Source organism: Frigoribacterium sp. CFBP 13605, from assembly GCF_014839405.1.
GTDB lineage: Bacteria > Actinomycetota > Actinomycetes > Actinomycetales > Microbacteriaceae > Frigoribacterium.
This window is the reverse complement of record NZ_JACYNS010000019.1, coordinates 1-19136: the sequence shown is the minus strand read 5'-3', so window position 1 is coordinate 19136 and position 19136 is coordinate 1. Positions and strand designations below refer to the sequence as shown.

16 protein-coding genes, 1 tRNA gene and 2 pseudogenes are annotated in these 19136 nt (G+C 64.8%); 10 read left to right on the top strand and 9 right to left on the bottom strand.

All coding sequences use genetic code 11. The annotated features are described in order from the left end of the window. The first annotated feature begins 159 nt into the window (after nucleotides 1–159). Nucleotides 160–654 carry an HNH endonuclease gene (locus IFT36_RS06535; protein WP_159827583.1) on the top strand — a complete coding sequence of 165 codons (495 nt, stop codon included), beginning with the start codon at nucleotides 160–162 and terminating at the stop codon, nucleotides 652–654. A gap of 142 nt (nucleotides 655–796) precedes the next feature. Further along, nucleotides 797–868, top strand: a tRNA-Arg gene (locus IFT36_RS06530). Between the two features lie 1019 nt (nucleotides 869–1887). Here the strand turns inward: IFT36_RS06530 and IFT36_RS06525 are convergent. Genes IFT36_RS06525 through IFT36_RS06510 form a run of 4 tightly spaced genes read right to left on the bottom strand, consistent with a single transcriptional unit; the run spans nucleotide 1888 to nucleotide 7434 of the window. Further along, nucleotides 1888–2961, bottom strand: a complete 1074-nt coding sequence (locus tag IFT36_RS06525) for an HNH endonuclease (protein WP_200412699.1) — start codon at nucleotides 2959–2961, stop codon at nucleotides 1888–1890. Then, the gene (locus IFT36_RS06520; RefSeq protein ID WP_200412698.1) at nucleotides 2962–4551 is read right to left on the bottom strand and encodes a restriction system-associated AAA family ATPase; all 1590 of its coding nucleotides are present in this window, start codon (nucleotides 4549–4551) and stop codon (nucleotides 2962–2964) included. It lies immediately after the preceding gene. Then, nucleotides 4548–6053 carry a restriction endonuclease subunit S gene (locus IFT36_RS06515; protein WP_200412697.1) on the bottom strand — a complete coding sequence of 502 codons (1506 nt, stop codon included), beginning with the start codon at nucleotides 6051–6053 and terminating at the stop codon, nucleotides 4548–4550. Before IFT36_RS06515 ends, IFT36_RS06520 begins: the two co-directional genes overlap by 4 nt. Next, nucleotides 6034–7434 carry a class I SAM-dependent DNA methyltransferase gene (locus IFT36_RS06510; protein WP_200412696.1) on the bottom strand — a complete coding sequence of 467 codons (1401 nt, stop codon included), beginning with the start codon at nucleotides 7432–7434 and terminating at the stop codon, nucleotides 6034–6036. Before IFT36_RS06510 ends, IFT36_RS06515 begins: the two co-directional genes overlap by 20 nt. Before the next feature lie 563 nt (nucleotides 7435–7997). Between IFT36_RS06510 and IFT36_RS16370 the strand changes: the two are divergent. From IFT36_RS16370 to IFT36_RS06500, 3 genes and pseudogenes are all read left to right on the top strand, one after another. Further along, nucleotides 7998–8654, top strand: a pseudogene (locus IFT36_RS16370) (Rossmann-fold NAD(P)-binding domain-containing protein); the annotation flags it as partial. Next, nucleotides 8636–8923: an NAD(P)-dependent oxidoreductase gene (locus IFT36_RS17085; protein WP_207114208.1), complete on the top strand. Its 288-nt coding sequence runs from the start codon at nucleotides 8636–8638 to the stop codon at nucleotides 8921–8923. The pseudogene IFT36_RS16370 and the gene IFT36_RS17085, both read left to right, overlap by 19 nt. Nucleotides 8924–9282: 359 nt before the next feature. Beyond that, nucleotides 9283–10089 carry a phosphatase PAP2 family protein gene (locus tag IFT36_RS06500; protein ID WP_200412694.1) on the top strand — a complete coding sequence of 269 codons (807 nt, stop codon included), beginning with the start codon at nucleotides 9283–9285 and terminating at the stop codon, nucleotides 10087–10089. A gap of 89 nt (nucleotides 10090–10178) precedes the next feature. Here IFT36_RS06500 and IFT36_RS06495 read toward each other — a convergent pair whose 3' ends face one another. Next, complete coding sequence (locus IFT36_RS06495; RefSeq protein ID WP_056043063.1) at nucleotides 10179–10541, bottom strand: VOC family protein; 363 nt, start codon at nucleotides 10539–10541, stop codon at nucleotides 10179–10181. Nucleotides 10542–10613: 72 nt separating this feature from the next. Between IFT36_RS06495 and IFT36_RS06490 the strand changes: the two genes are divergently transcribed. Beyond that, nucleotides 10614–11054: a MarR family winged helix-turn-helix transcriptional regulator gene (locus IFT36_RS06490; protein ID WP_200412693.1), complete on the top strand. Its 441-nt coding sequence runs from the start codon at nucleotides 10614–10616 to the stop codon at nucleotides 11052–11054. A gap of 55 nt (nucleotides 11055–11109) precedes the next feature. Here the strand turns inward: IFT36_RS06490 and IFT36_RS06485 are convergent, their stop codons facing one another. Next, entirely contained in the window at nucleotides 11110–12132 is a 1023-nt protein-coding gene (locus tag IFT36_RS06485) for a LacI family DNA-binding transcriptional regulator (protein ID WP_123571762.1), read from the bottom strand. Between the two features lie 294 nt (nucleotides 12133–12426). Between IFT36_RS06485 and IFT36_RS06480 the strand changes: the two genes are divergently transcribed. From IFT36_RS06480 to IFT36_RS06470, 3 genes are all read left to right on the top strand, one after another. Further along, nucleotides 12427–13359, top strand: coding sequence for a carbohydrate ABC transporter permease (locus tag IFT36_RS06480; protein WP_056043057.1), 933 nt, complete (start codon nucleotides 12427–12429; stop codon nucleotides 13357–13359). A gap of 89 nt (nucleotides 13360–13448) precedes the next feature. Next, nucleotides 13449–14282, top strand: coding sequence for a carbohydrate ABC transporter permease (locus IFT36_RS06475; protein ID WP_056044474.1), 834 nt, complete (start codon nucleotides 13449–13451; stop codon nucleotides 14280–14282). 146 nt (nucleotides 14283–14428) lie between these two features. Continuing rightward, nucleotides 14429–15757: an ABC transporter substrate-binding protein gene (locus IFT36_RS06470; RefSeq protein ID WP_056043054.1), complete on the top strand. Its 1329-nt coding sequence runs from the start codon at nucleotides 14429–14431 to the stop codon at nucleotides 15755–15757. 97 nt (nucleotides 15758–15854) lie between these two features. Here the strand turns inward: IFT36_RS06470 and IFT36_RS06465 are convergent, their stop codons facing one another. From IFT36_RS06465 to IFT36_RS06455, 3 genes are all read right to left on the bottom strand, one after another. Further along, nucleotides 15855–17141 carry an APC family permease gene (locus IFT36_RS06465; protein WP_249408502.1) on the bottom strand — a complete coding sequence of 429 codons (1287 nt, stop codon included), beginning with the start codon at nucleotides 17139–17141 and terminating at the stop codon, nucleotides 15855–15857. A 275-nt stretch (nucleotides 17142–17416) separates the two neighbouring features. Beyond that, nucleotides 17417–17959 (bottom strand): GNAT family N-acetyltransferase, encoded by a 543-nt coding sequence (locus IFT36_RS06460; protein WP_200412692.1) that lies wholly within the window; start codon nucleotides 17957–17959, stop codon nucleotides 17417–17419. 86 nt (nucleotides 17960–18045) lie between these two features. After that, nucleotides 18046–18708, bottom strand: coding sequence for a TetR/AcrR family transcriptional regulator (locus IFT36_RS06455; protein WP_200412691.1), 663 nt, complete (start codon nucleotides 18706–18708; stop codon nucleotides 18046–18048). Nucleotides 18709–18800: 92 nt separating this feature from the next. Here IFT36_RS06455 and IFT36_RS06450 point away from each other — a divergent pair. Next, nucleotides 18801–19136 (top strand): annotated as a pseudogene (locus IFT36_RS06450) (GNAT family N-acetyltransferase); the annotation flags it as partial.

Here is a 19136-nt window from a genome sequence, read left to right as displayed (position 1 = left end):
ATGGGTGCGCTGTCGCACGAGCACATACGACACCCCGCCATGTGACAGAGCACCGTCCTCGTGACGGTGCTTTTTTCGTATCGGTGGGCCTGTTGGGCCTGCGCAGCCCCGAGAGATCGAATCCCTGGAAGCCGTCCAGGGTGCTTCGAAAGGGAAAGCATGCGCACTCTCGTCCTGAACGCCGGTTACGAGCCCCTCGCCGTCGTGTCCGACCGGCGGGCCCTCGTCCTCGTCATGAGCCAGAAGGCGACCGTCGTCGCCGCCGATGCGGAACACCCCGTGCTCGGGGCGGCGACGTCGTGGGATCGCCCGTCGGTCATCGTGCTGACGCGGTACGTGCGCATCCCGCACACCCGGCAGATCCCCGTCTCGAGGCGAGGCGTCATGCGCCGCGACTCGCACCGGTGCGCCTACTGCGGTCGGTCCGCGACGACGATCGACCACGTGCAGCCGCGGTCGCGGGGCGGGGCGGACAGCTGGGAGAACCTCGTCGCGTGCTGCCTCAAGTGCAACAACCTCAAAAGCGACCGCACCCCGCACGAGATGGGTTGGGAGCTGCTCTTCACGCCCAAGCCGCCGCACGGGGTCGGCTGGGTCGTGCGCGGCATGGAGCGGACGCAGGCGAACTGGGACGAGTACCTCGCCGCTGCGTGAGGCCTGGCGCCGGCGCCTGCTCGTCTGCCCATGAACCCCGTTTGCGAAGACGAACCCCGCTACATCGGGGTTCGTCTTCGCGAACGGGGTGCATGGCGGGCCGGACGGCAGGAGGCGCGGGTTCGGTAGACTCGCAGGGTCAGCCTCTGTAGCTCAATGGAAGAGCAGTTCCGTCCTAAGGAAAGGGTTGGGGGTTCGAGTCCCTCCAGGGGCACTAGGAAGACCCAAACATAGCTCAGGACCAGATCCTGTCCAGTTGGTGACTTTTCTTGCCGTTATCACCTTCGGTCGGATGCACAATTTTCGTGCGAGGAGTGGTCTCGAACGGTTCGGCAAAATCCTCGTGCACCTCGCCTTCGTGATTCCGGAAGACGTGGCTGAACAAAGCTTGGCTATACGCGCCCCGTATGTAATCCCTCGCATGTATGTGCGCCGCTCGAGAGTTCTAAGAGAGCTTCACGGCGGCACTGAGATTCGCTTCGTTCTCTTCGAGAGCGCCCAAAGTTTGCAAACCGCTTATCGATGTTAGCCACCGGGCCGGGCGTCTTGACATCAGGGTCTGTTAAGACGCTTGCGGGTCTACTAAGACGACGCCGCTAATGTGGCCTTTTAGAAGCTTCATACCGCGTTTCTGCAGGCCGAGCCTTTCGCTCGGCAGGGTCCGCGTCATCTTGCTCGTGTCGGCGCAACTCTCACGTATCTCTTTGATGCATTCAAGAAGGCGCGTGTCGATGGCCTTTCGCTTGCGGTAATCGATGATGTGAGTTCCTACGAGGGTGAAGAGAGTGGCCGATGCATGGCAGCCGTTGCGGTTGGGGTGACATCCGCTACGCATGAAGAACGTCTCGAGCGTGCTGGGCCGTGTCGACGTGTGCTGCACGGCCAGCCAGCGGCCGTAGTCGCCCTGAAGAACGGTGCTCGTGAGTTGCTAACGATGGCCCCGTGTCTTCTGGCTCACCCCGTTCTATCCATAATGCACTGCCCTCGCTTCGCTTCGCTTTGTCGCGTTCGAGATGATTTGCTGGTGGCGCCCCGGGAAGCCCGCACACTGAACTGGACCGTGCCACCACCGTCCAGTTGCTCGTAGGGACGCTGACCGGAGGCAGCGTTCAACCCGATTTCGTGAACAACCATTCCATCAACATAGACGGCAGATTGGCCGACGGAACCCTACACGTAGCAAGCAGGCCTTACGAAGTTCAGGTTTCCATGGCCGTCCGATGAGACTTGAGGTCAGAGCGCGCATAGGGTTTGCACGAATTGAGTGACACGAGTACCGACATCGTCCGGCCGTAAGGCAGATGAAGCTAGCATCTCAAACATCGGCTTCTTAATGAAGCCTCTGTCGTCAAAACCACCGATGATAGCTGCCCATCTGCTGAGGGCAACGCTAACGGCATTACTATCGTGGACATCTACGGAACTCGTCTTCACCCATCGGGCGAAGACATCAAGCCAGCCCTTGAAATTGGTGTTCAAAGCATTTTCCTGGTACCTGAGTCGGATCTTAAACACCTGATCCCAGGTCTCGAACGCGTCGAGTGCAGGATCGAAATCGATCACCCATCTCGGGAGGAGCCCGTTGCCGAACGGCTCGCTGTTCGCAAGGGAGATTTTGGCTGTCTGTGATCCATGGGGATCAACGCATACTCTCGGGGTTCCGTCGTCAGCGATAAGCATGTCCGTTGCGAGCTTAAAGCTGCTGTTGCACGCATGGCACATAGGAACCAAGTTCGGCAGATGGCTTCCGAATAATGGATATACCGAGAGCGAGAGGTAGTGATCGAGCGCTTCGCGCGGCATGTCCGGATGAGGCGCACCGAACGTGGACAGGCCACAAAATGGGCACACATGTTCCGGCATAGCCTCGTAGGCGCGCCTATAGAGCTCGTCTCTCAACGACAAGATATCCCCAGGCGTATTCTTTATTTCCCGCAGGAGTTTGAATGAGAATCCCAGAAGGTCCTTGAGCGCCATGTTGAAGGGTGCGGTAGCTGCAAAGGACACGCGATAGTCTACGGCACCTGAAAGGACATCTTCGTAAAACGAGCTAGAGGCGGTTGCGAGCAAGTTCTGCCGGGCGTCTTCCGGAGACAGCGTCAAAGATGCCTTCTTCAAGTCTTCGTAGCGAGACTCAAGCCCTCTCCGTCCCAAAAGTTCAGACTCGTGCGCTGCTGGAAGCACGGCCTGCCACGTGCTTGCCGGAACTTGTTCAGACCGTGCTCGAAGAACCCCACTCACCATTGCCGAGACAAAGTCCTGAAACCAGGTCGGCGTGACCGAACTCTTGCTGTATGTGTAGAGCAACTAAAGATCCTTGAGCTTCAATTGGTTTAGATGGTCGACGAGGAACGCTTTTTCTACCGAAGCTCCAATTCGCGGAAGCGCTTTTTCGATTTCGTCGGCGTCCTCTTCCCTCATAAGACGACCGATCTCATTCTGAGCGACTTGGGAAATGGGTGGTTCGATGTCAAAACAGTCTTTGAGAATACGATCGAAACTTGCCCCAAATGTCTCGTTGACGGGATTTCGAGCAATAACACCCTCGTCGGACTTCTTGAGGATGATCACGTGCTCTCGCTGCATGTCAGAAGGCACGAAAGGGGCATGGGACGTCATGATCATTTCCCGAGAGGTATTTCTCTGAACGGGAATGGACCTCAGTCGTGATATAAATTTAACGCGCCACTGCGGATTGAAATGAGACTCCGGCTCATCTAGAAGAAACAGAGCATTTACTTCCGTGATCATCGAGAAGACCCCGAAAATCTGGGCCTGCTGATGTTCGCCGTCAGAGAGTGCGACGTAGTCGACTGGTTCGCCGCCTGACTTGGGGTGAAAGCGCACTTCTTCGAACCGAAACACCTTCTGCTCATCTTGCGGCTCCGGCAGTCGTGTCGCGAAGTTTCTCCTCTTCAGGTCTCGAGCCAAACGGCTTCTGGCTTTTTTTTGAATAGCGAGATCGTTCAGCATCGCAAACTTGTGAAAGGAACGATAGAGATCAGAGGCGTCTCTCCATAGCTCACGGAACGCTAGACGGGTTGCTTCGTCTGCGTAATAATCCAGGGTATAAGTGTCCGTACTTTCTTCGTGGTGTTGCGAAGTGGAACAGGCTCGCAAACGGACTAAAATCCCCTCGAGCTCATCCGTCAGCTTTACGCCCCGCCGACCATTGACAGGGTTGGTTTTGCTAATCGAAGTCGGCGAAAGCTGGATAACGCATCGCCAAGACGAGATCCCCTCGAGGCCTGCGTGTTCAAGCATCCGCTCGCCCAAGTCCTTGGGGCCGAGCATCAGGTTGGCGATTAACACCTCTAGATTCGTTCCGTAATCGATCAGCAGCAGCTTGCTGTCCGGGACCTCGACACTCTTGCGACCCAGATCAAGAGCGGCCGAACTGACATCCTTCGCGTAAGCGGCTCGACTTTTGAAGAATGGCAGACTCAGGGTCTCGTTGTCCCCCGAGGTATAGCCGACTATGACTGGCGGAAGTCTCTTGCCGTATAGCGGGTTGTCGGCCTGAACCTCCGTCCAAGAGCCAAGCGCCCGGGTGTCCATGCGAATCGGAGCACGTCGCTTCTGGGGAGAAACTCGGGACAGTTTGACCTGCTGTCGGCGACCCGTTTCATCCTCGATGTCATAGATCAATTCGAACATCAGCCCATTGTTCGTGTCCGTGCGCTCCTCTCCAGGGGAGTGGGTGTGCCACGCGTCCTGAAAAATCTCCGCAAGGGTCTGCAACAGTTGGGACTTGCCGGACCCGTTGGGTCCGACCAGGCAGAGAGTGGAAAGTGAATCATTCCCCCCACGCGTCGCCCTGTCCAGCGACAGAGTAAGACCATTTAGCAGGCCACCGGAGGCGTCAGCCTCATGAATCTTCAGATAGATTATTCTCACTTTGCACGCTTAAAAACTATAGAACGGCTTTCGGGATCGAATGCTTGTGTCACGATCGGTGGCTTCGCCGCGAGAAGGCCGAAAATTGCATCGCGCTCGACATCGTAGTCCTTGCTTGCATCCGTGAACAGGGTCTCAAAACTAGCCGTTCCACCCGATAATCTGTCGAGTTTTTGCAACACGATGGTTCGAAGGTCGCTCTGCCGCGACTGCCCTTCAAGCTTTACTGGCTCGGGTGCGGCAGCTTCTGCTTCGATGAGGCCGAAGTGGCCCTCCGGTCCTGCTGGCACTGGATGACTCAGCCAGCCACCCCGGGCAACTTCGTGCAACATCATTGCCTTATCCCACGCCTGCGTGACGTTGGCGGACGCTGACTCCGCAGACGCTTGTAGGCGCGCGAGAAGTTCGACCACCCGAAGCTGGTGTTCGGCGGCCAATGTTGGCACTAAGAACCTCGCCAAGCGGCCCGCGCTTAGATTATGAATGCCCGTGCTTGATCGTGACCCGGCCGCTACAAGTCGCTGGAATTCGTTGCTCTGCACAACTTGGAGCAAATAATCGCTCGAGATACCGACTTTCGGGCGCAGCCGCAGCAGATAGCCGGCAAAGGCGTACCCATCGTAATCTGGGCTCACCTTGGCAGCTCGACCGACCCAGGCCGGACTCCCATTCGAACGAACTAGGAGTATGTCTCCGGTTTCCACTCGAGATCGTTCCAACTCTTGTGGGTTGAGAGGCGAGTATTTCAGATCTTCTGAGTCAATAACACCGGAGGCTTTGATGTTGGGAATTCTGAGAACGGGGCTTCCCGATGCGTCATACGTGCTTTTTTTGGAAGTCCCGTAATCAATCGACTCGACCATGTCCTTTAATGGGACCAAACGGTTACTCGGAGTAGATGCCCAGATCAGCCGTGATCGTAGCTGACTCAGAATGTCGCCTGTGATCTGTTCAACACTGGCCCTGACCTCTCCCAGTGCCCTGACCGCGCCGTGCATTCGAGAATCCCGCTCAAGGATTGCTTGTTGAGTTTCGAGACCTGGCAGCTCTACCCGGTAGCTTGCGACCGTTGCGAACGAAATTCTAGGACGATCTCCTTTTGCTCGGGCATTCGCATATCTCGTGAAATTCTCGCTGAGGAGTACCGTCCGGAGGAAACCGGGAAGGATTTTGTCTGAGCAACGCATGACGATCACTTCGCCAGACGCATACCCGTCGAAACTGGCCACTGCTGCTTTGCGCTGATATGGCCGTAAACGCCCGTAGAGCACGTCTTGGGCATGAAATTCAAACACACGGCTTCGTACATCCGAAGTCGTGGACAATTCGAGGAAGTCACCCTCCTGCGCCGCAATATTCTCGAGCCCGACGAACCTTGTCTCGGCAGGCAAATCGTCCGGAATAGTCGAGGAACGAATTTGTCGAACCAGGTCCCCGAGTTGTACTTCGATCGGTCGTCCTCCAGGTTTGCCTTCTTCGTCTCTAGGCATTCGCGTCTGCATGGAGAGAACTCTCGCCAACCACGATTGCGTTGATTTCGGACATCGCCGCTTGTGCCTGAATTAGCGCGTCTCCCATTTGGTCAAGAAGGTCCGCCAGGTCCGGAGACTCTTGATCCTGACTATTGTCGATCCATCGAACGTCCAAGTTAAAGTCCCGCGCTTGAAGTTCCTCTTTTGATATACGAGTAAAACGGTCGGTTGGGTCCCGTGGCGACCTTCCATACGAATCGGGGCCATAGGCAGTAACGAACTCATCGAAGTCAGTGTCTCGCAAATTATTCCGCTTACTGAAGCTAGGCATGTTTGTACGAAGATCGTAAAACCAAACGTCTTCGTTGTTTGATTGTCCCTCGCTTAGACGGTTGAAGAACAAAACGTTGGTTCGAACGCCTGGTGCATAAAAAATACCATTTGGGAGGCGCAAAATTGTGTGCAGGTCGAATTGTTTTACGAGCATCCGTCGAACTTGCAGGCCGACTCCGGGTTCATCCATAACGTTGTCGGGAACAACTACTGCTGCGCGTGCTCCTGACGCCATCTCCAGGCCGATACTTTGGAGAAACGCGAGTTGTTTATTGCCAGTTGGATACGGCAGATCCTCTCGTCGAGGGCGAGCCCCGCCCGCGGTGCTACCAAAAGGTGGGTTAGCTAAAACGAGATCCGCGGGACTCAGGCCGGCGGCATCTGTCGTGAGAGCATCGCCGTGAATCACTTTGCCGTTCATGCCATGTAGGTACAGGTTCATTAATGCAAGCCTGAATGTATCGCCTTCGATCTCGACGCCTTCATAAAGGCGCTCCTGCGCGTCCTGTGGATTTGCCGTCCTATGAGCAGCGATAAGGAAGCCTCCCGTTCCGGCGGCAGGGTCCAGGATCGTTTCACCTGCCTTCGGTTTCGTGACCCGTACCATCGCGTTCACCAGAGGCCGCGGCGTGAAATACTGGCCCGAGCCAGAACGGGCCTCATTTGCATTCCGTTCCAAGAGGCTTTCGTATACCTCACCGAGCCCGTCTCGACCGTGTTGATGCCAATCAATGGTCTCAATGCCGTCCACGACCTTTTCAAGATTTTCGTCGTGCGAAAACACCGTGGTCGGGAAGGAAAAGATTCGTCGCACGCTCTCATCCGCCACGTCCTCGCCTAACCGCGTGAGCATCAGCCGATAAAGACGGAGCATGCCCGGCCCTCGAGCATTCAGGAGATCATCCCATCGGCATCCGTCCGGCAAATCCGTCTCCACGCCCAACTGCTTGGCGTTCTTGAGAAAAAGCAGATAAGTCAACTCCGACAAGTACTTGTGGTACACGATGCCGTCGTCACGCAAGACGTGGCAGAGACTCCAAAGGCGGGCAGCAAGGTCTTGTTGATCGGTCGTGGTCATTGGCGGTTTCCTTGATTGTTCATTTCCTCGGAGGCGGGATCGGGGCCGGTCTCTGCCCATTCCGTCCCGCCCACGCGGCTCAGGGCGCGTAAAGGGATGCTCCCACACAAGAGATGCCGCACGACGATTACGGGCCAGCGAGGAACTAGCCGAGAGGGTTAGAGAATTATTGTGGCTTCCACCGAATGACGTGGCCCGTACCCCTAACGCCAGGGGGGGCCGCACCTTCTGCACCGTCTCGTTCTAGGTCATCGGCGCCGCCGTGCTCTCTTGGCAGGGCCTTCAGCCCAAGGGCAAGCAGATGATTATGAACCTGTCGCGGATATACTCTGACACCTTCGGCTCAGCCGGCTACTGGGGTGTTCCTGCTTGGAGCGTTCTTTAGCTGTCCTCGACCCTGGTCGCGACGACGGCCTCCATATCACTGTTTTGGTCCAACACGCTCGGGATACTGATCTCCTACCAATGGGAGGACGTCTCGACACGCCTCAGAAGCATCCACGTGCTAAGCGTGGTGATGCTGATCATCTGGGCCGCGAGCCTTCTCGTCATCAAGTCGGTCGATGGTCCAGATCGACAGGGTCGCCGGCGGCGTGTGCTTGCTTGCCGTGATCAACGCCATCTCAAGGCTGCGGCGCTCAATGCCGCGGCGATTACGTCGGTCGGCCTTCTGGAGGATCGCCCTTACCTTTAGAAGCATCGCTGTGGCCGCTATCAGCGTCTACTCCGTGCTCACGGTCTTCGGCGTGGAGTTCTCATCAGCGGGTTCGGCATCGCTCGAGGAGCTCGCCGAGGGTGACCGATGGCCGGCGGATGCCTGTGACAACGCCGAGCTTGAAACATTCGTTCACGAGACTAGGGAGGCGCTGGTCACCTCAGGCTTGAAGGCCTACCTCTTTCCGGATGCGCATGCGCTCTCCGCACCCGACCTCGAGGCCGAGTTGCGCGGCGCCGGTGCCGCCGCGGTCGTCATCCGGCTCGACGGCAGGGACGTGACAGTCGCCGCCGCCACCGCGCTGCGCGTCGTCGCCAGACACGGGGTCGGCGTCGACAACATCGACTTCGCCCCACGCGAGGCCGGGGGCGTCGTCGACAACGCTCCCGGCAGCAACTCGGGTGCGGTTGCAGACCTGACCTTCGGGGCGATGCTCGCCCTCGCGCGGCAGTTGGCGCCGGCTCACGGGGTCATGATCGCCGGGCGGTGGGACCGGTTCCCCGGAGTAGGGCTGGCGGCCGAACGCTCGGCCTCGTCGGCTTTAGACGCATCGGGCAGGCGGTCCCACGCCGCGCCTCGGGGTTCGACATGGGCGTCATGGCCTTCGACCCGTTCGTCCCAACCGACATGTCGGACGCCGCCGGGGTCCGCCGCACCTCTCTCGACGAGGTCGTGACGGACTTGGACTTCGTTAGCCTGCACTTGCCCGGCGCGCCCGGCGAAGCACACCTTGTCGACGTTCGTCTGGTCGGTGCCCGGCGCCCCGGCGCATAGTTCGTCAACGCGGCCCAACGGGACTGGTCGAAGAGTAAGCGCTCGTCGCCGCCCTGCACGATGGCCATTTTGCCCGTGCTGCCGGGACTCCTTTGCCCACGAGCTTCCTGGGATAGAAGACCCGCTCGTCACCGCACCCCACCTGCTGACCGCGCCGCACGTCTGCGCCTTGGCCGACGTTCCGACGCCGACGCGGTCATCGTGTCGCCGTGGCCGTGGCCGTGGCCGTGGCTGAGGACGTCGCCCGGGTGCTGCGCAGGCGACTGGCGCGCAACGTGCTCGCCTGGGGAGACGCTCGCCGATCACCGAGTGACGCACCAAATCAGTTTACGAGGCCGCCGAGGGGCCAGAGTGGGCTCATGCCGACCGCCGCTGAGACCGCCCGCACGACCCGCTACGACCGGCAGATCGGCCGTCGCGACCTCACCGAGTGGCGCTCGAGGCCGGGCCGGCGTCTCGCGTCGCGACACAAGGTCGTCGCGCAGAAGGTCGGCGCCCGCCGCGCCCTGGTCGCGACGCTCGCCGTCGGCGGAGGCATCGCCCTCGCGGCGACCGCCGGGGCGGCCTACATCTACGACGGTGTCACGGGTCGGGACGGCATCGAGAGCCTCGACCGGCCGGCGCTCGAGCGCGCGAAAAACCTTCGCTCCCCGACGACGAACGGCGCGGCCGCCGCCCTCGCCCATGTCTTCGGGCCCGTCGTCCTGCCCGCCGTCACCGTCGGAGCCGCAGCGGCCTTCGGCTTCCGGGATCGCCACCCCAGCCCCGTCGCCCTCGTCGTGGCGGCCGGTGCGGGATCGCTCGCCATGACGGTCGTGGGCAAGAGGCTCATCAAGCGCAACCGGCCCGACCGTCACGAAGCCATCCCGCCGTACGAGAAGTCCCCGTCGTTCCCGTCCGGCCACACGCTGAACACCACCACGATCCTCGGCGTGCTCGCCTACCTCCTGGCTCTCCGGCAGGAGAAGCAGGCGCCGCAGGTCGCCCTCGTCGGGGCGGCAGCCGGGACGGCCGGCGTCGTGGGGTTGTCCCGCGTGCTGCTCGGGGCCCACTGGTTCACCGACGTCGCCGTCGGCTGGGTCAGCGGCATCGGCTGGCTCTCGCTGATCGTCACGAGCCACCGGCTCTACCTCAGCACCCAGGACGACGACGACGTCCACGAGTGACGCGGAGCCCGACCGACGCGACCACCGCGGCGGGCGGGCGCCGCGCCTCCTCGTCCGGCGCCTCCTCGTCCGGGGGGCGGCGACGGGCGTCACGCGCGGTCGTGCAGGGTGACCTGGTAGCCGTCGGGGTCGACGAAGGTGAAGGTACGGCCGAAGGGGCCGTCGACCGGCGGGGTGGCGATCTCGACGTCGGCGGCGACCAGGGCGTCGTGGATCGCCTGCGCGTCGGGGGCGAGCAGCCAGAGGCCGACGCCGCGACCGAGCGGGGCCGCGTCGAGGTCGACGCCGGGCAGCGGGCCCCGCACGGCGAACGCGATCGGGGTCGTGGCGAAGACGACGGCGTGGGGCGGGCCGTCCTGCCGGGTGAGCCCGAGGTGCCGTTCGTAGAACGCGGCCGAGCGCTCAACGTCGCGGACCTGGAGGGAGATGAAGTCGGGGCCGGTGGCGGTCATGGTGCCTGCTCTCGTGTCGTGACGATTGATGTCAGTTGACTGACACAGCAGAACCTATGTCAGACTACTGACATGAGTCAAGCCGCGTCGACCATCGACCTCGAGACCTCCGTGGGGTACCTGCTGAAGGAGGCGTCGAGCGCCCTCCGCGCCGCCATGGAGGCCGAGCTGCGCCCGTTGGGCATGACGATCACGCACTACTCGTGCCTCGAACTCCTGGCCCAGCGCCCCGGGCTCTCGAACTCCGAGCTCGCCCGCGGCGCCTTCGTCACGCGACAGTCCATGAATGTGCTGCTGCAGTCGCTCGAGCGCGACGGGCTCGTGCGGCGGGCCGACCGGGCACCGTCGGGGCGGGCACTGCCGACCGAGTTGACGGCGGCGGGCCGCCGCCAACTGGCGACGGCGAGTGCCGCCGTGCGGGGCGTCGAGGACGCGATGACGCGAGGGCTCGACCAGGAGGCGCGGCGTCAGGTGGTCGCGGCCCTGCGGGGATTCGCGGCCGCGTTGCGCTGACCGACGCGGTCAGGGTTCGTCTCGTCGCGCCTCCCCGTGTGGTGCCGGGGACGGGTCAGGCGCTCTCGCGCCACATGATCTCGGTCGGCAGCAGGAGCGCGGTGTGCGTCTCGTCGGTGCCGCCGAGCTGGTCGAGGACCTGGCGGGCGGCCCGTCGGCCCAGCTCTTCGGCGGGCTGGCGCACGGTCGAGAGGGGCGGGGTGCAGCGCAGCGCCCACGAGCTGTCGTCGAAGCCGACGATGCCGAGGTCGCCGGGCACCGAGATCCCGCGCCGGTGGAGGACGTCGAGGGCCCCGGCGGCGACGGCGTCCGACGCCGCGAAGACCCCGTCGACCCGAGGGTCCCGTTCGAGCAGCTCGGTCATGCCGTCGACGCCGGCCGAGTAGCTGTAGAACGGGTTGCGCACCACGAGGTGCGGGTCGTAGAGGTCGTCGAGCGCGGCGCGGAAGCCGGCGAGGCGGTCTTCGCCCGAGTCGCGGTCGAGTCCCGAGGCGAGCATGCCGACCCGGGTGCGCCCCGTCGACACGAGTCGGCGCACGATCGCCTCGGCGGCGGCCTGGTTGTCGATGCCGATGAACGGGATGTCGGGAGCGTCGCTCGGGTGGCCGACGAACGAGGCCGCCAGCCCGAGCTCGGCGACGGCCTGCGAGATGGGGTCGCCCGTCCGGGCGGACAGGATGATCGCCCCGTCGACGAAGCCGCCGCGCAGGTACTCGACCACGCGGTCGCTGTCGCGCTGGGAGTCGATCATCAGCGTGACGAGTTGGTGGTCGGCCTGTGACAGCACGGCGTTGGTGCCGATCAGGATGTTGCCGATGTTCGGGTCGTCGAGCACGACCGAATGGGGCTCGTGGACGATCAGCGCGATCGCGCGCGACCGCTGGGTGACGAGGTTGCGCGCGGCCGCGTTGCGGACGTAGCCCACCTTGGCCACGGCGGCCTCGACGGCCTCGCGCGCCTGGTGTGAGACGTACGGTTCGTTGTTCAGCACGCGCGACACGGTGCCCCGGGAGATGCCGGCCTCGGCGGCCACGTCGTGGATCGTGGCACGCCGACGCGGAGATCTCGGACCGGGCATGTCGGTCACCCTAGCGGAGCCCGGGACCCTCGGGATCGTTCCCGGGAGGGCGAACGGAGGTCGCACGGAGGGCGAAGGACGGGCGGCCGGTCGGGTAACCGTACGATCACGGTCGGCCCCTCCGCTTTGACAAACCGGCGACCGTGGGCTTAGCTCTGTGAACGTTCCCAGAAAATGCCATCCGATCGTTTGGGTCATCCTCTGGGAACGATCACAGAAACCCTGTGAACCTTCGCCGTCGAAGGGCCTCCGGCCGTTCGTGAAGGACACCCGCCGAAGAAGCCGAGGCCCCGTGTGACCCAGACTGCTGCCGAGCCCGCCGTCGTCGCCCCGCCGTCCCCGCGTCCGACGAGACCGCGAAAGCCGTTCCGGTACCGCAAGGCGATCGCGATCTTCATCGTCCCCTTCGCGGCGCTCTTCGCGGCGTTCTACCTGACGCCCATCCTCTACGCCGTCTTCCAGTCGCTGCAGAAGGTCGAACGCGAGGGCACGTTCGGTGCCCCGACCCAGGTCTTCGGCGGCCTCTCGCAGTACGCGTTGGTCTTCCAGAACACCGAGTTCTGGTCGTCCATCGGCCGGGTGCTGCTCTTCGGCGTCGTCCAGGTCCCCGTGATGCTGCTGCTCGCCCTGCTCTTCGCGCTGCTGCTCGACTCGCCCCTGCTGCGCGGCAAGCGGTTCTTCCGCCTCGCGTTCTTCGCGCCCTACGCCGTGCCCGGCGTCATCGCGGCGATCATGTGGGGCTACCTCTACTCGCCGAGCCTCTCGCCGTTCTCGGCCGTCACGTCGCGGGCCGGCCTCCTCGACGGCGGCACGGTGCTCTGGGCCGTGGCCAACGTCGTCACCTGGGTGTTCGTCGGCTACAACATGCTGATCATCTACTCGTCGCTCCTCGCGATCCCCACCGAGATCTACGAGGCGGCCCGCCTCGACGGGGCCTCGCAGTGGCGCATCGCCGTGTCGATCAAGATCCCGCTGGTCGTCCCCGCGATCGTGCTGACCGCCGTCTTCTCGGTCATCGGCACCCTGCAGCTGCTGACCGAACCGCTGGTCTTCCGCCAGTTCACGTCGACCATCTCGTCGACCTTCACGCCGAACATGCTCGTCTACTCGACATCCTCGGTGCCCAACTTCAACCTCGCGGCGGCGTTCAGCGTCGTCCTCGCGGTCGCCACGTTCATCCTCTCGATCGGGTTCCTCCGGTTGACCCAGCGGAAGGCCGACCAGTGACCGTCGACGCCCCCATCCGTCCCGCCCAGTCGTTCGACGACGCGACGACCCCTGCTCGCCGACGCGGCGGGGGGCCCCGCGAGAGCGTGATGTCGCGAACGGCCGCCATGGTCATCATGGGCGCCTTCACGCTGTACTTCCTCGTGCCGATCTTCTGGCTGCTGGTGTCGTCGACCAAGACGCTCGACAACTTCAACTCGAGCGCCGCCCTGTGGTTCTCGCCGACGTCGGCGCAGGACTTCGTCGGCAACGTCGGCCGGCTGTTCACGTACAACGACGGCATCTTCCCGCGGTGGATGCTCAACAGCATCGTCTACGCGACGGTCGCCGGCGCGCTCGGCACGATCCTGTCGGCGATGTGCGGCTACGCCCTGGCCAAGTACCGCTTCTGGGGTCGTGAAGCGCTGTTCAACATCTTCCTGGGTGGCGTGCTCGTGCCGGCGACGGCCCTGGCGCTGCCGCTGTTCCTGATCTTCAGCAAGGTCGAACTGACCGACACCTTCTGGGCGGTCTTCCTGCCCAGCATCGTGAGCCCGTTCGGCGTGTACCTCAGCCGCATCTACGCGGCGTCGAGCGTCCCCGACGAGATCGTCGAGGCCGCCCGCATCGACGGTTCGAGCGAACTGCGCACGTTCTTCACCGTGGCGATCCGGCTGATGTCGCCCGCCCTCGTGACGGTGTTCCTGTTCCAGTTCGTCGCCATCTGGAACAACTTCTTCCTGCCGCTGGTGATGCTGCGGTCCCAGGAGCTCTTCCCGGTGACCCTCGGCCTCTACACCTGGAACTCCAACGTGAGCCAGTACCCCGAACTGCGCACCCTGGTGCTCGTCGGCGCACTGGTCTCGATCATCCCCCTGCTCGTCGCCTTCCTCAGCCTGCAGCGCTTCTGGCGCAGCGGCCTGGGGTCCGGCGGCCTCAAGTAGCCGATCCCGCGGCCCCGGCCGTCCCGATCCGCCGCTCCCGTCCTGATCCACCGACCCGCACCTCCTCGACCTCCTCTCCGCAAGGCAACGACGTCGTTCCCTCCCGTGGCCGGCCCCTCCGGCTCCGCACCCCGATTGGACACCAGATGAAGACATCCCGAGTACTCACGATCGCGGCGGCCGCCGTGGTCTCGACCATGGCCCTCGCCGGTTGCAGCTCCGGCAGCGGCTCGGACGGCGCCTCCGGCGACTCCGCCTCGTGCGAGGCGTCCTCCGGCAAGGTCACCCTGAACTTCACGACCTGGGTGCCGAACATGGACAAGGTCGTCGCCCTCTGGAACGAGGAGAACCCCGACATCCAGGTCAAGGTCTCGATCGTGCCGAACGGCAACAGCGGCACCTACCAGAACTTCTTCAACCAGCTGCAGGCCGGCAACGCCCCCGACATCGGTCAGGTCGAGTACGACACCCTGCCCGCCTTCCGCGTGCAGGACGGACTGGCGAACATCGCCTCGTGCGAGGGCGTCTCCGCCGCGAAGGCCGACTACTCCGACGGCCTCTGGAACCAGGTCACCTTCGGCGAGGACGACTCCGTCTACGCGATCCCGCAGGACTCCGGTCCCATGGCGCTGTACTACCGCAAGGACCTCTTCGAGCAGGCCGGCCTCGACGTCCCCACCACGTGGGAGCAGTACGCCGAGGACGCCGTGACGATCAAGGAGATGGGCGGCAGCATCACCAACTTCGCCAAGGGCGACGTGAACCAGTTCGCCGGTCTGGTGTCGCAGGCCGGTGGCCAGTGGTTCGACACCGCGGACGGTACCTGGAAGGTCGACATGGGCGACGAGGCCTCGACCAAGGTCGCCGACTACTGGCAGGACCTCATCTCGAAGGACCTCGTCACGACCCTGCCGAGCTTCACCGACGAGTGGAACAACGCGTACAACACCGACCAGGACTGGACCTGGGTCTCGGCCGTCTGGGGTGCGAACACCATCTCGAGCGGCGCCCCCGACACGTCGGGCAAGTGGGCCGTCGCGCCCATGCCGCAGTGGAAGGACGGCGAGTCCGCGTCGGCCGCCTGGGGCGGATCGTCGAACGTCGTCTTCAAGGGCAGCGAGCACCCCGCCGAGGCGTCGAAGTTCCTGGTGTGGCTGAACACCTCGACCGAGTCGCTCGAGGCGCTGAACAAGGAGGCCAACCTGTACCCGGCCTCCACGACCGGCGCCGACCTGCCGGCCCTGACCTCGGGCGTCGAGTTCTACGGCGACCAGGCCATCTACGAGGACTTCGCGAAGGCCGCCGAGAACATCCAGCCCTTCACGTGGGGACCGACGATGACGCAGACCTACAGCGACATCTCGGACGGCTTCGGGGCGGCCGCCTCGGGTGACGGCACCCTCCTCGACGCCTTGGAGTCGGGCCAGGAGAAGACCGTGGCCGCGATGAAGGCCCAGTCGATCACCGTCGAGTAGCGATGACCCGAGGAGGCGCGGTGTCGGTGATCCCGGCACCGCGCCTCCTCTGCGTCTCCGGCCGGTATCGCGCCGGCCGGTGTCCGGCCGCGGCGCCTCAGCGCCCCGCGGTGGCCCGGTTCCTCGCCCGCGCGACGAGGTACAGCACGGTGCCCGCCGCGAGCAGGATCGCCCCGAACAGCCAGACCTGCCCGCTCTGCTGCGACATCAGCAGCAGGCAGGACGCGACGCCGGCCACCGGCACGGCCGTCCAGACGCGGAAGTGCGCGTGGTCGACCCGGTCGCGACGCAGCACCAGCACGGCCACGTTCGTGCTGATGAACACGAACAGCAGCAACAGGACGACCGTCTCGGCGAGGACGCTGATGTCGCCGACGGTGGTCAACGCCATGGCGACGGCCGTGGTGACCGCGATCGCGGCCCAGGGCGTCTTCCGCCGGGGCAGGACCGCACCGAGCGAGCGGGGCAACAGCCCCTGCTCGGCCATGCCGAAGGTCACGCGGCTCGCCATGATCATCGTCAGCAGCGCTCCGTTGGCGACGGCCACGAGGGCGATGAGGCTGAACACCCAGGTGGGCACGCCGACGCCGGTCGCGGCGACGACCGCCAGCAGGGGACCGGTCGAGTCCGCGAGCTCGGTCGGCGGCAACGCCACGGCGCTCGCGAGCCCGACGAGCACGTAGACCACGCCCGCCGTCGCCAACGCGCCGAACAGGGCGCGAGGGTAGACCCGACTCGGTTCGCGCACCTCCTCGGCGATGTTCGCACTCGTCTCGAAGCCGACGAACGAGTAGTACGCGATGATCGCCGCACCGAGCGTGGCCAGGGCGGGGTTCGCGTCGACGGGGAACTCCCCGACGCGCGAGACGTCTCCGCCCCCGCCGCCGAGCATCACGGCCACGACCACGATCACGATGACGAGGCCGCTCACCTCGACGACGGTCATGACCACGTTGCCCCGCAACGACTCGCTGATGCCCCGGGCGTTGAGCAGGGCGACGAGTGCCAGGAACGCGATGGCGGTCGGCACCGGGGGCAGGTCGACGAAGGTGCCGAGGTAGTCGCCGGCGAAGGCCAGCGAGAGGCCCGCCGCACTCGTCACGCCGGCCGCCAGCATGCTGAAGCCGACCAGGAACGAGACCAGTGGCCGACGGAACGCCCTCTCGGCGAAGATCGCCGCCCCTCCTGCCTTGGGGTACTTGGTGACGAGCTCGGCGTACGAACCCGCGGTCAGCAGCGCCAGGAGCAGGGCGAGCACGAGCGGGGCCCAGAGCGCCCCACCGACCTCGGCCGACAGGGTTCCCATCAGGGCGTAGATCCCGGCTCCGAGCACGTCGCCGAGGATGAAGAGGTAGAGCAGCGGGCCCGTGATCGCCTGCTTCAGCTTGGACTGCCCGACGGCCGGGCCTCCGGTCTGGGGCTGCGGGACGTCGCGGGTCGCCGGCTCGGCCAGGGGTCCTCCTCGATCGGGCCGGGCGGGGTGCGCAGGCCTCGCCGACGAACGAACCACGACCGAGCCGTCGGGGGCCGAGTGCCGGCCGGGGGTTGACGAACGGTCACCTCGTGGGCCACGAGCTGCCCGACGCGGTCGGCCGGGTCGCCGTGTCGGGGCGACCGGATCGCTGCGTCGAGCCGACCGGGTCGGGCGTTGCGGCCCGCTCAGTCGGTGGGGCGGGCGCCGTCCGACGGCCCGGCCGCCTCGGCGAGCCCGGACCCGTGCGTCGGGGCGCCGTCCAGGGTGCGGCCGAGCGACACCGTGCCCTCGTCGTCCGCGTAGTGGCCGTAGGCCGCGATCGGCCGGTAGCCGGCCGACTCGTAGAGACGGATCGCGGTGTCGTGGGCCACGTTGGTCTCGATCACCATCTCGATGACGCCGGCGTGTGCGGCCGACCGTTCGAGCCAGTGCAGCACGAGCCGCGACAGGCCGTGCCCGCGCCGGTCGGGCCGCACGTACATCCGCTTCAGCTCGGCCCGTCCGTCGGGCAGCAGGCGCCAGGCGCCGAGCGCCACGGGCTCGCCGGCCTCGTAGGCCACGGCGAACGTGCCCCTCGGCAGCTCGAACTCGGAGCGGTCGATCGGGCTGTCGTCGCGCCCGCCGTAGATCTCGACGTACAGCTCTTGCAGTCCTTCGACGAGCTGCTGCACGTCGGGGTTATCGTAGGGACGGGGTTCGATGCTCGTCACGGGCGCCGGAGTGGTCACCGGACCATCTTCGCCGATCAGGCGAGGTGTGGCTCGGCCCGGTGCGGCCCGGTGTGGTGCGGCTCGGGGCGGTGCGGCTCGGTGCGTCAGCCCGCGTCGCGCCCGGTCACCCGGTCGAGACCGGACGAGGAGGCGCGGCGAGCGTCCCCGAGGTCGCACCCGAGGGCCACGAGCACGCGGGCGACCAGCTCGACCGTCCACGCGGGGGTGACGAGTTCGGGGGTCGACCACCAGGTGTGCAGCCCGCCGAGGAGGCTGCCGCCGACCAGGGACAGCGCCAGGTCGACGTCCAGCTCGGCGAAGGAGCCCGCCGCCTGCCCGGCCTGCACGAGAGCCCGTGCCTGCGGCACCAGCGCGGCCTCGGCGTCGAGCAGGCGCAGGCCGTTGCGCGCGACGACCACGGCCACGGCCGGGTCGCTCTCGGCCAGTCCGAGGACCACGTGCATCGCGATCGCCGCGGTCGTCACGGGGGAGTCGTCCGCGCGCCCGAGCGCCGCCATGCGCTCGGTCTGCGCGTCGAGCACGCTCTGCACGGCCTCGTCGAACAACGCGTCCTTGCCGGCGAAGTGGTTGTAGAACGTGCCGAGGCCGACATCGGCCAGCTGCGTGATCTCGGCGACGGGGACGGCGGCGTAGTCGGCCCGCCGCAAGAGGACGACGCCGGCCTCGACCAGCTTGCGACGCGTGTCGCGCGTGCGGCGGGACGTCCTCGAGGGGGCGACCCGCGCCTCTTCGTCGTCCGGTTTCACAGCGGCCTCTCACGTGTCGGGCGGGATGTCTGGCTACATTCTGTCACGACTGACGAATCCGTCAGTCATGACGAATCATTCGAGGAGACAGCGTGCCCGACGTGACCATCACCGCCGCCCGCCCGGACCAGCTGGACGCGGCCGCCGCCGTGCTCGCCGAGGGGTTCCGCGACGATCCCGTGATGCTCGGGTTCGTCCCGCGCGGGCGGCGGCGGCATGCCCGTCTGGTCGACCTCTTCTCCGCGATGATGCGGTCGATCCCGGCGGGCCGTCGCACGGTCGACGTGGCCGTGGCGGACGCCGGCCGGGACGTCGTGGGGGCGGCCGTCTGGGACGCGCCGCGCACCCGACCGTCCTCGCCGCTGCGCCTGCCGGTGTCGCTCGCGGAGATCGGGCAGCTGCCGCGGTACCTGCGGGCGCTCGGGCTC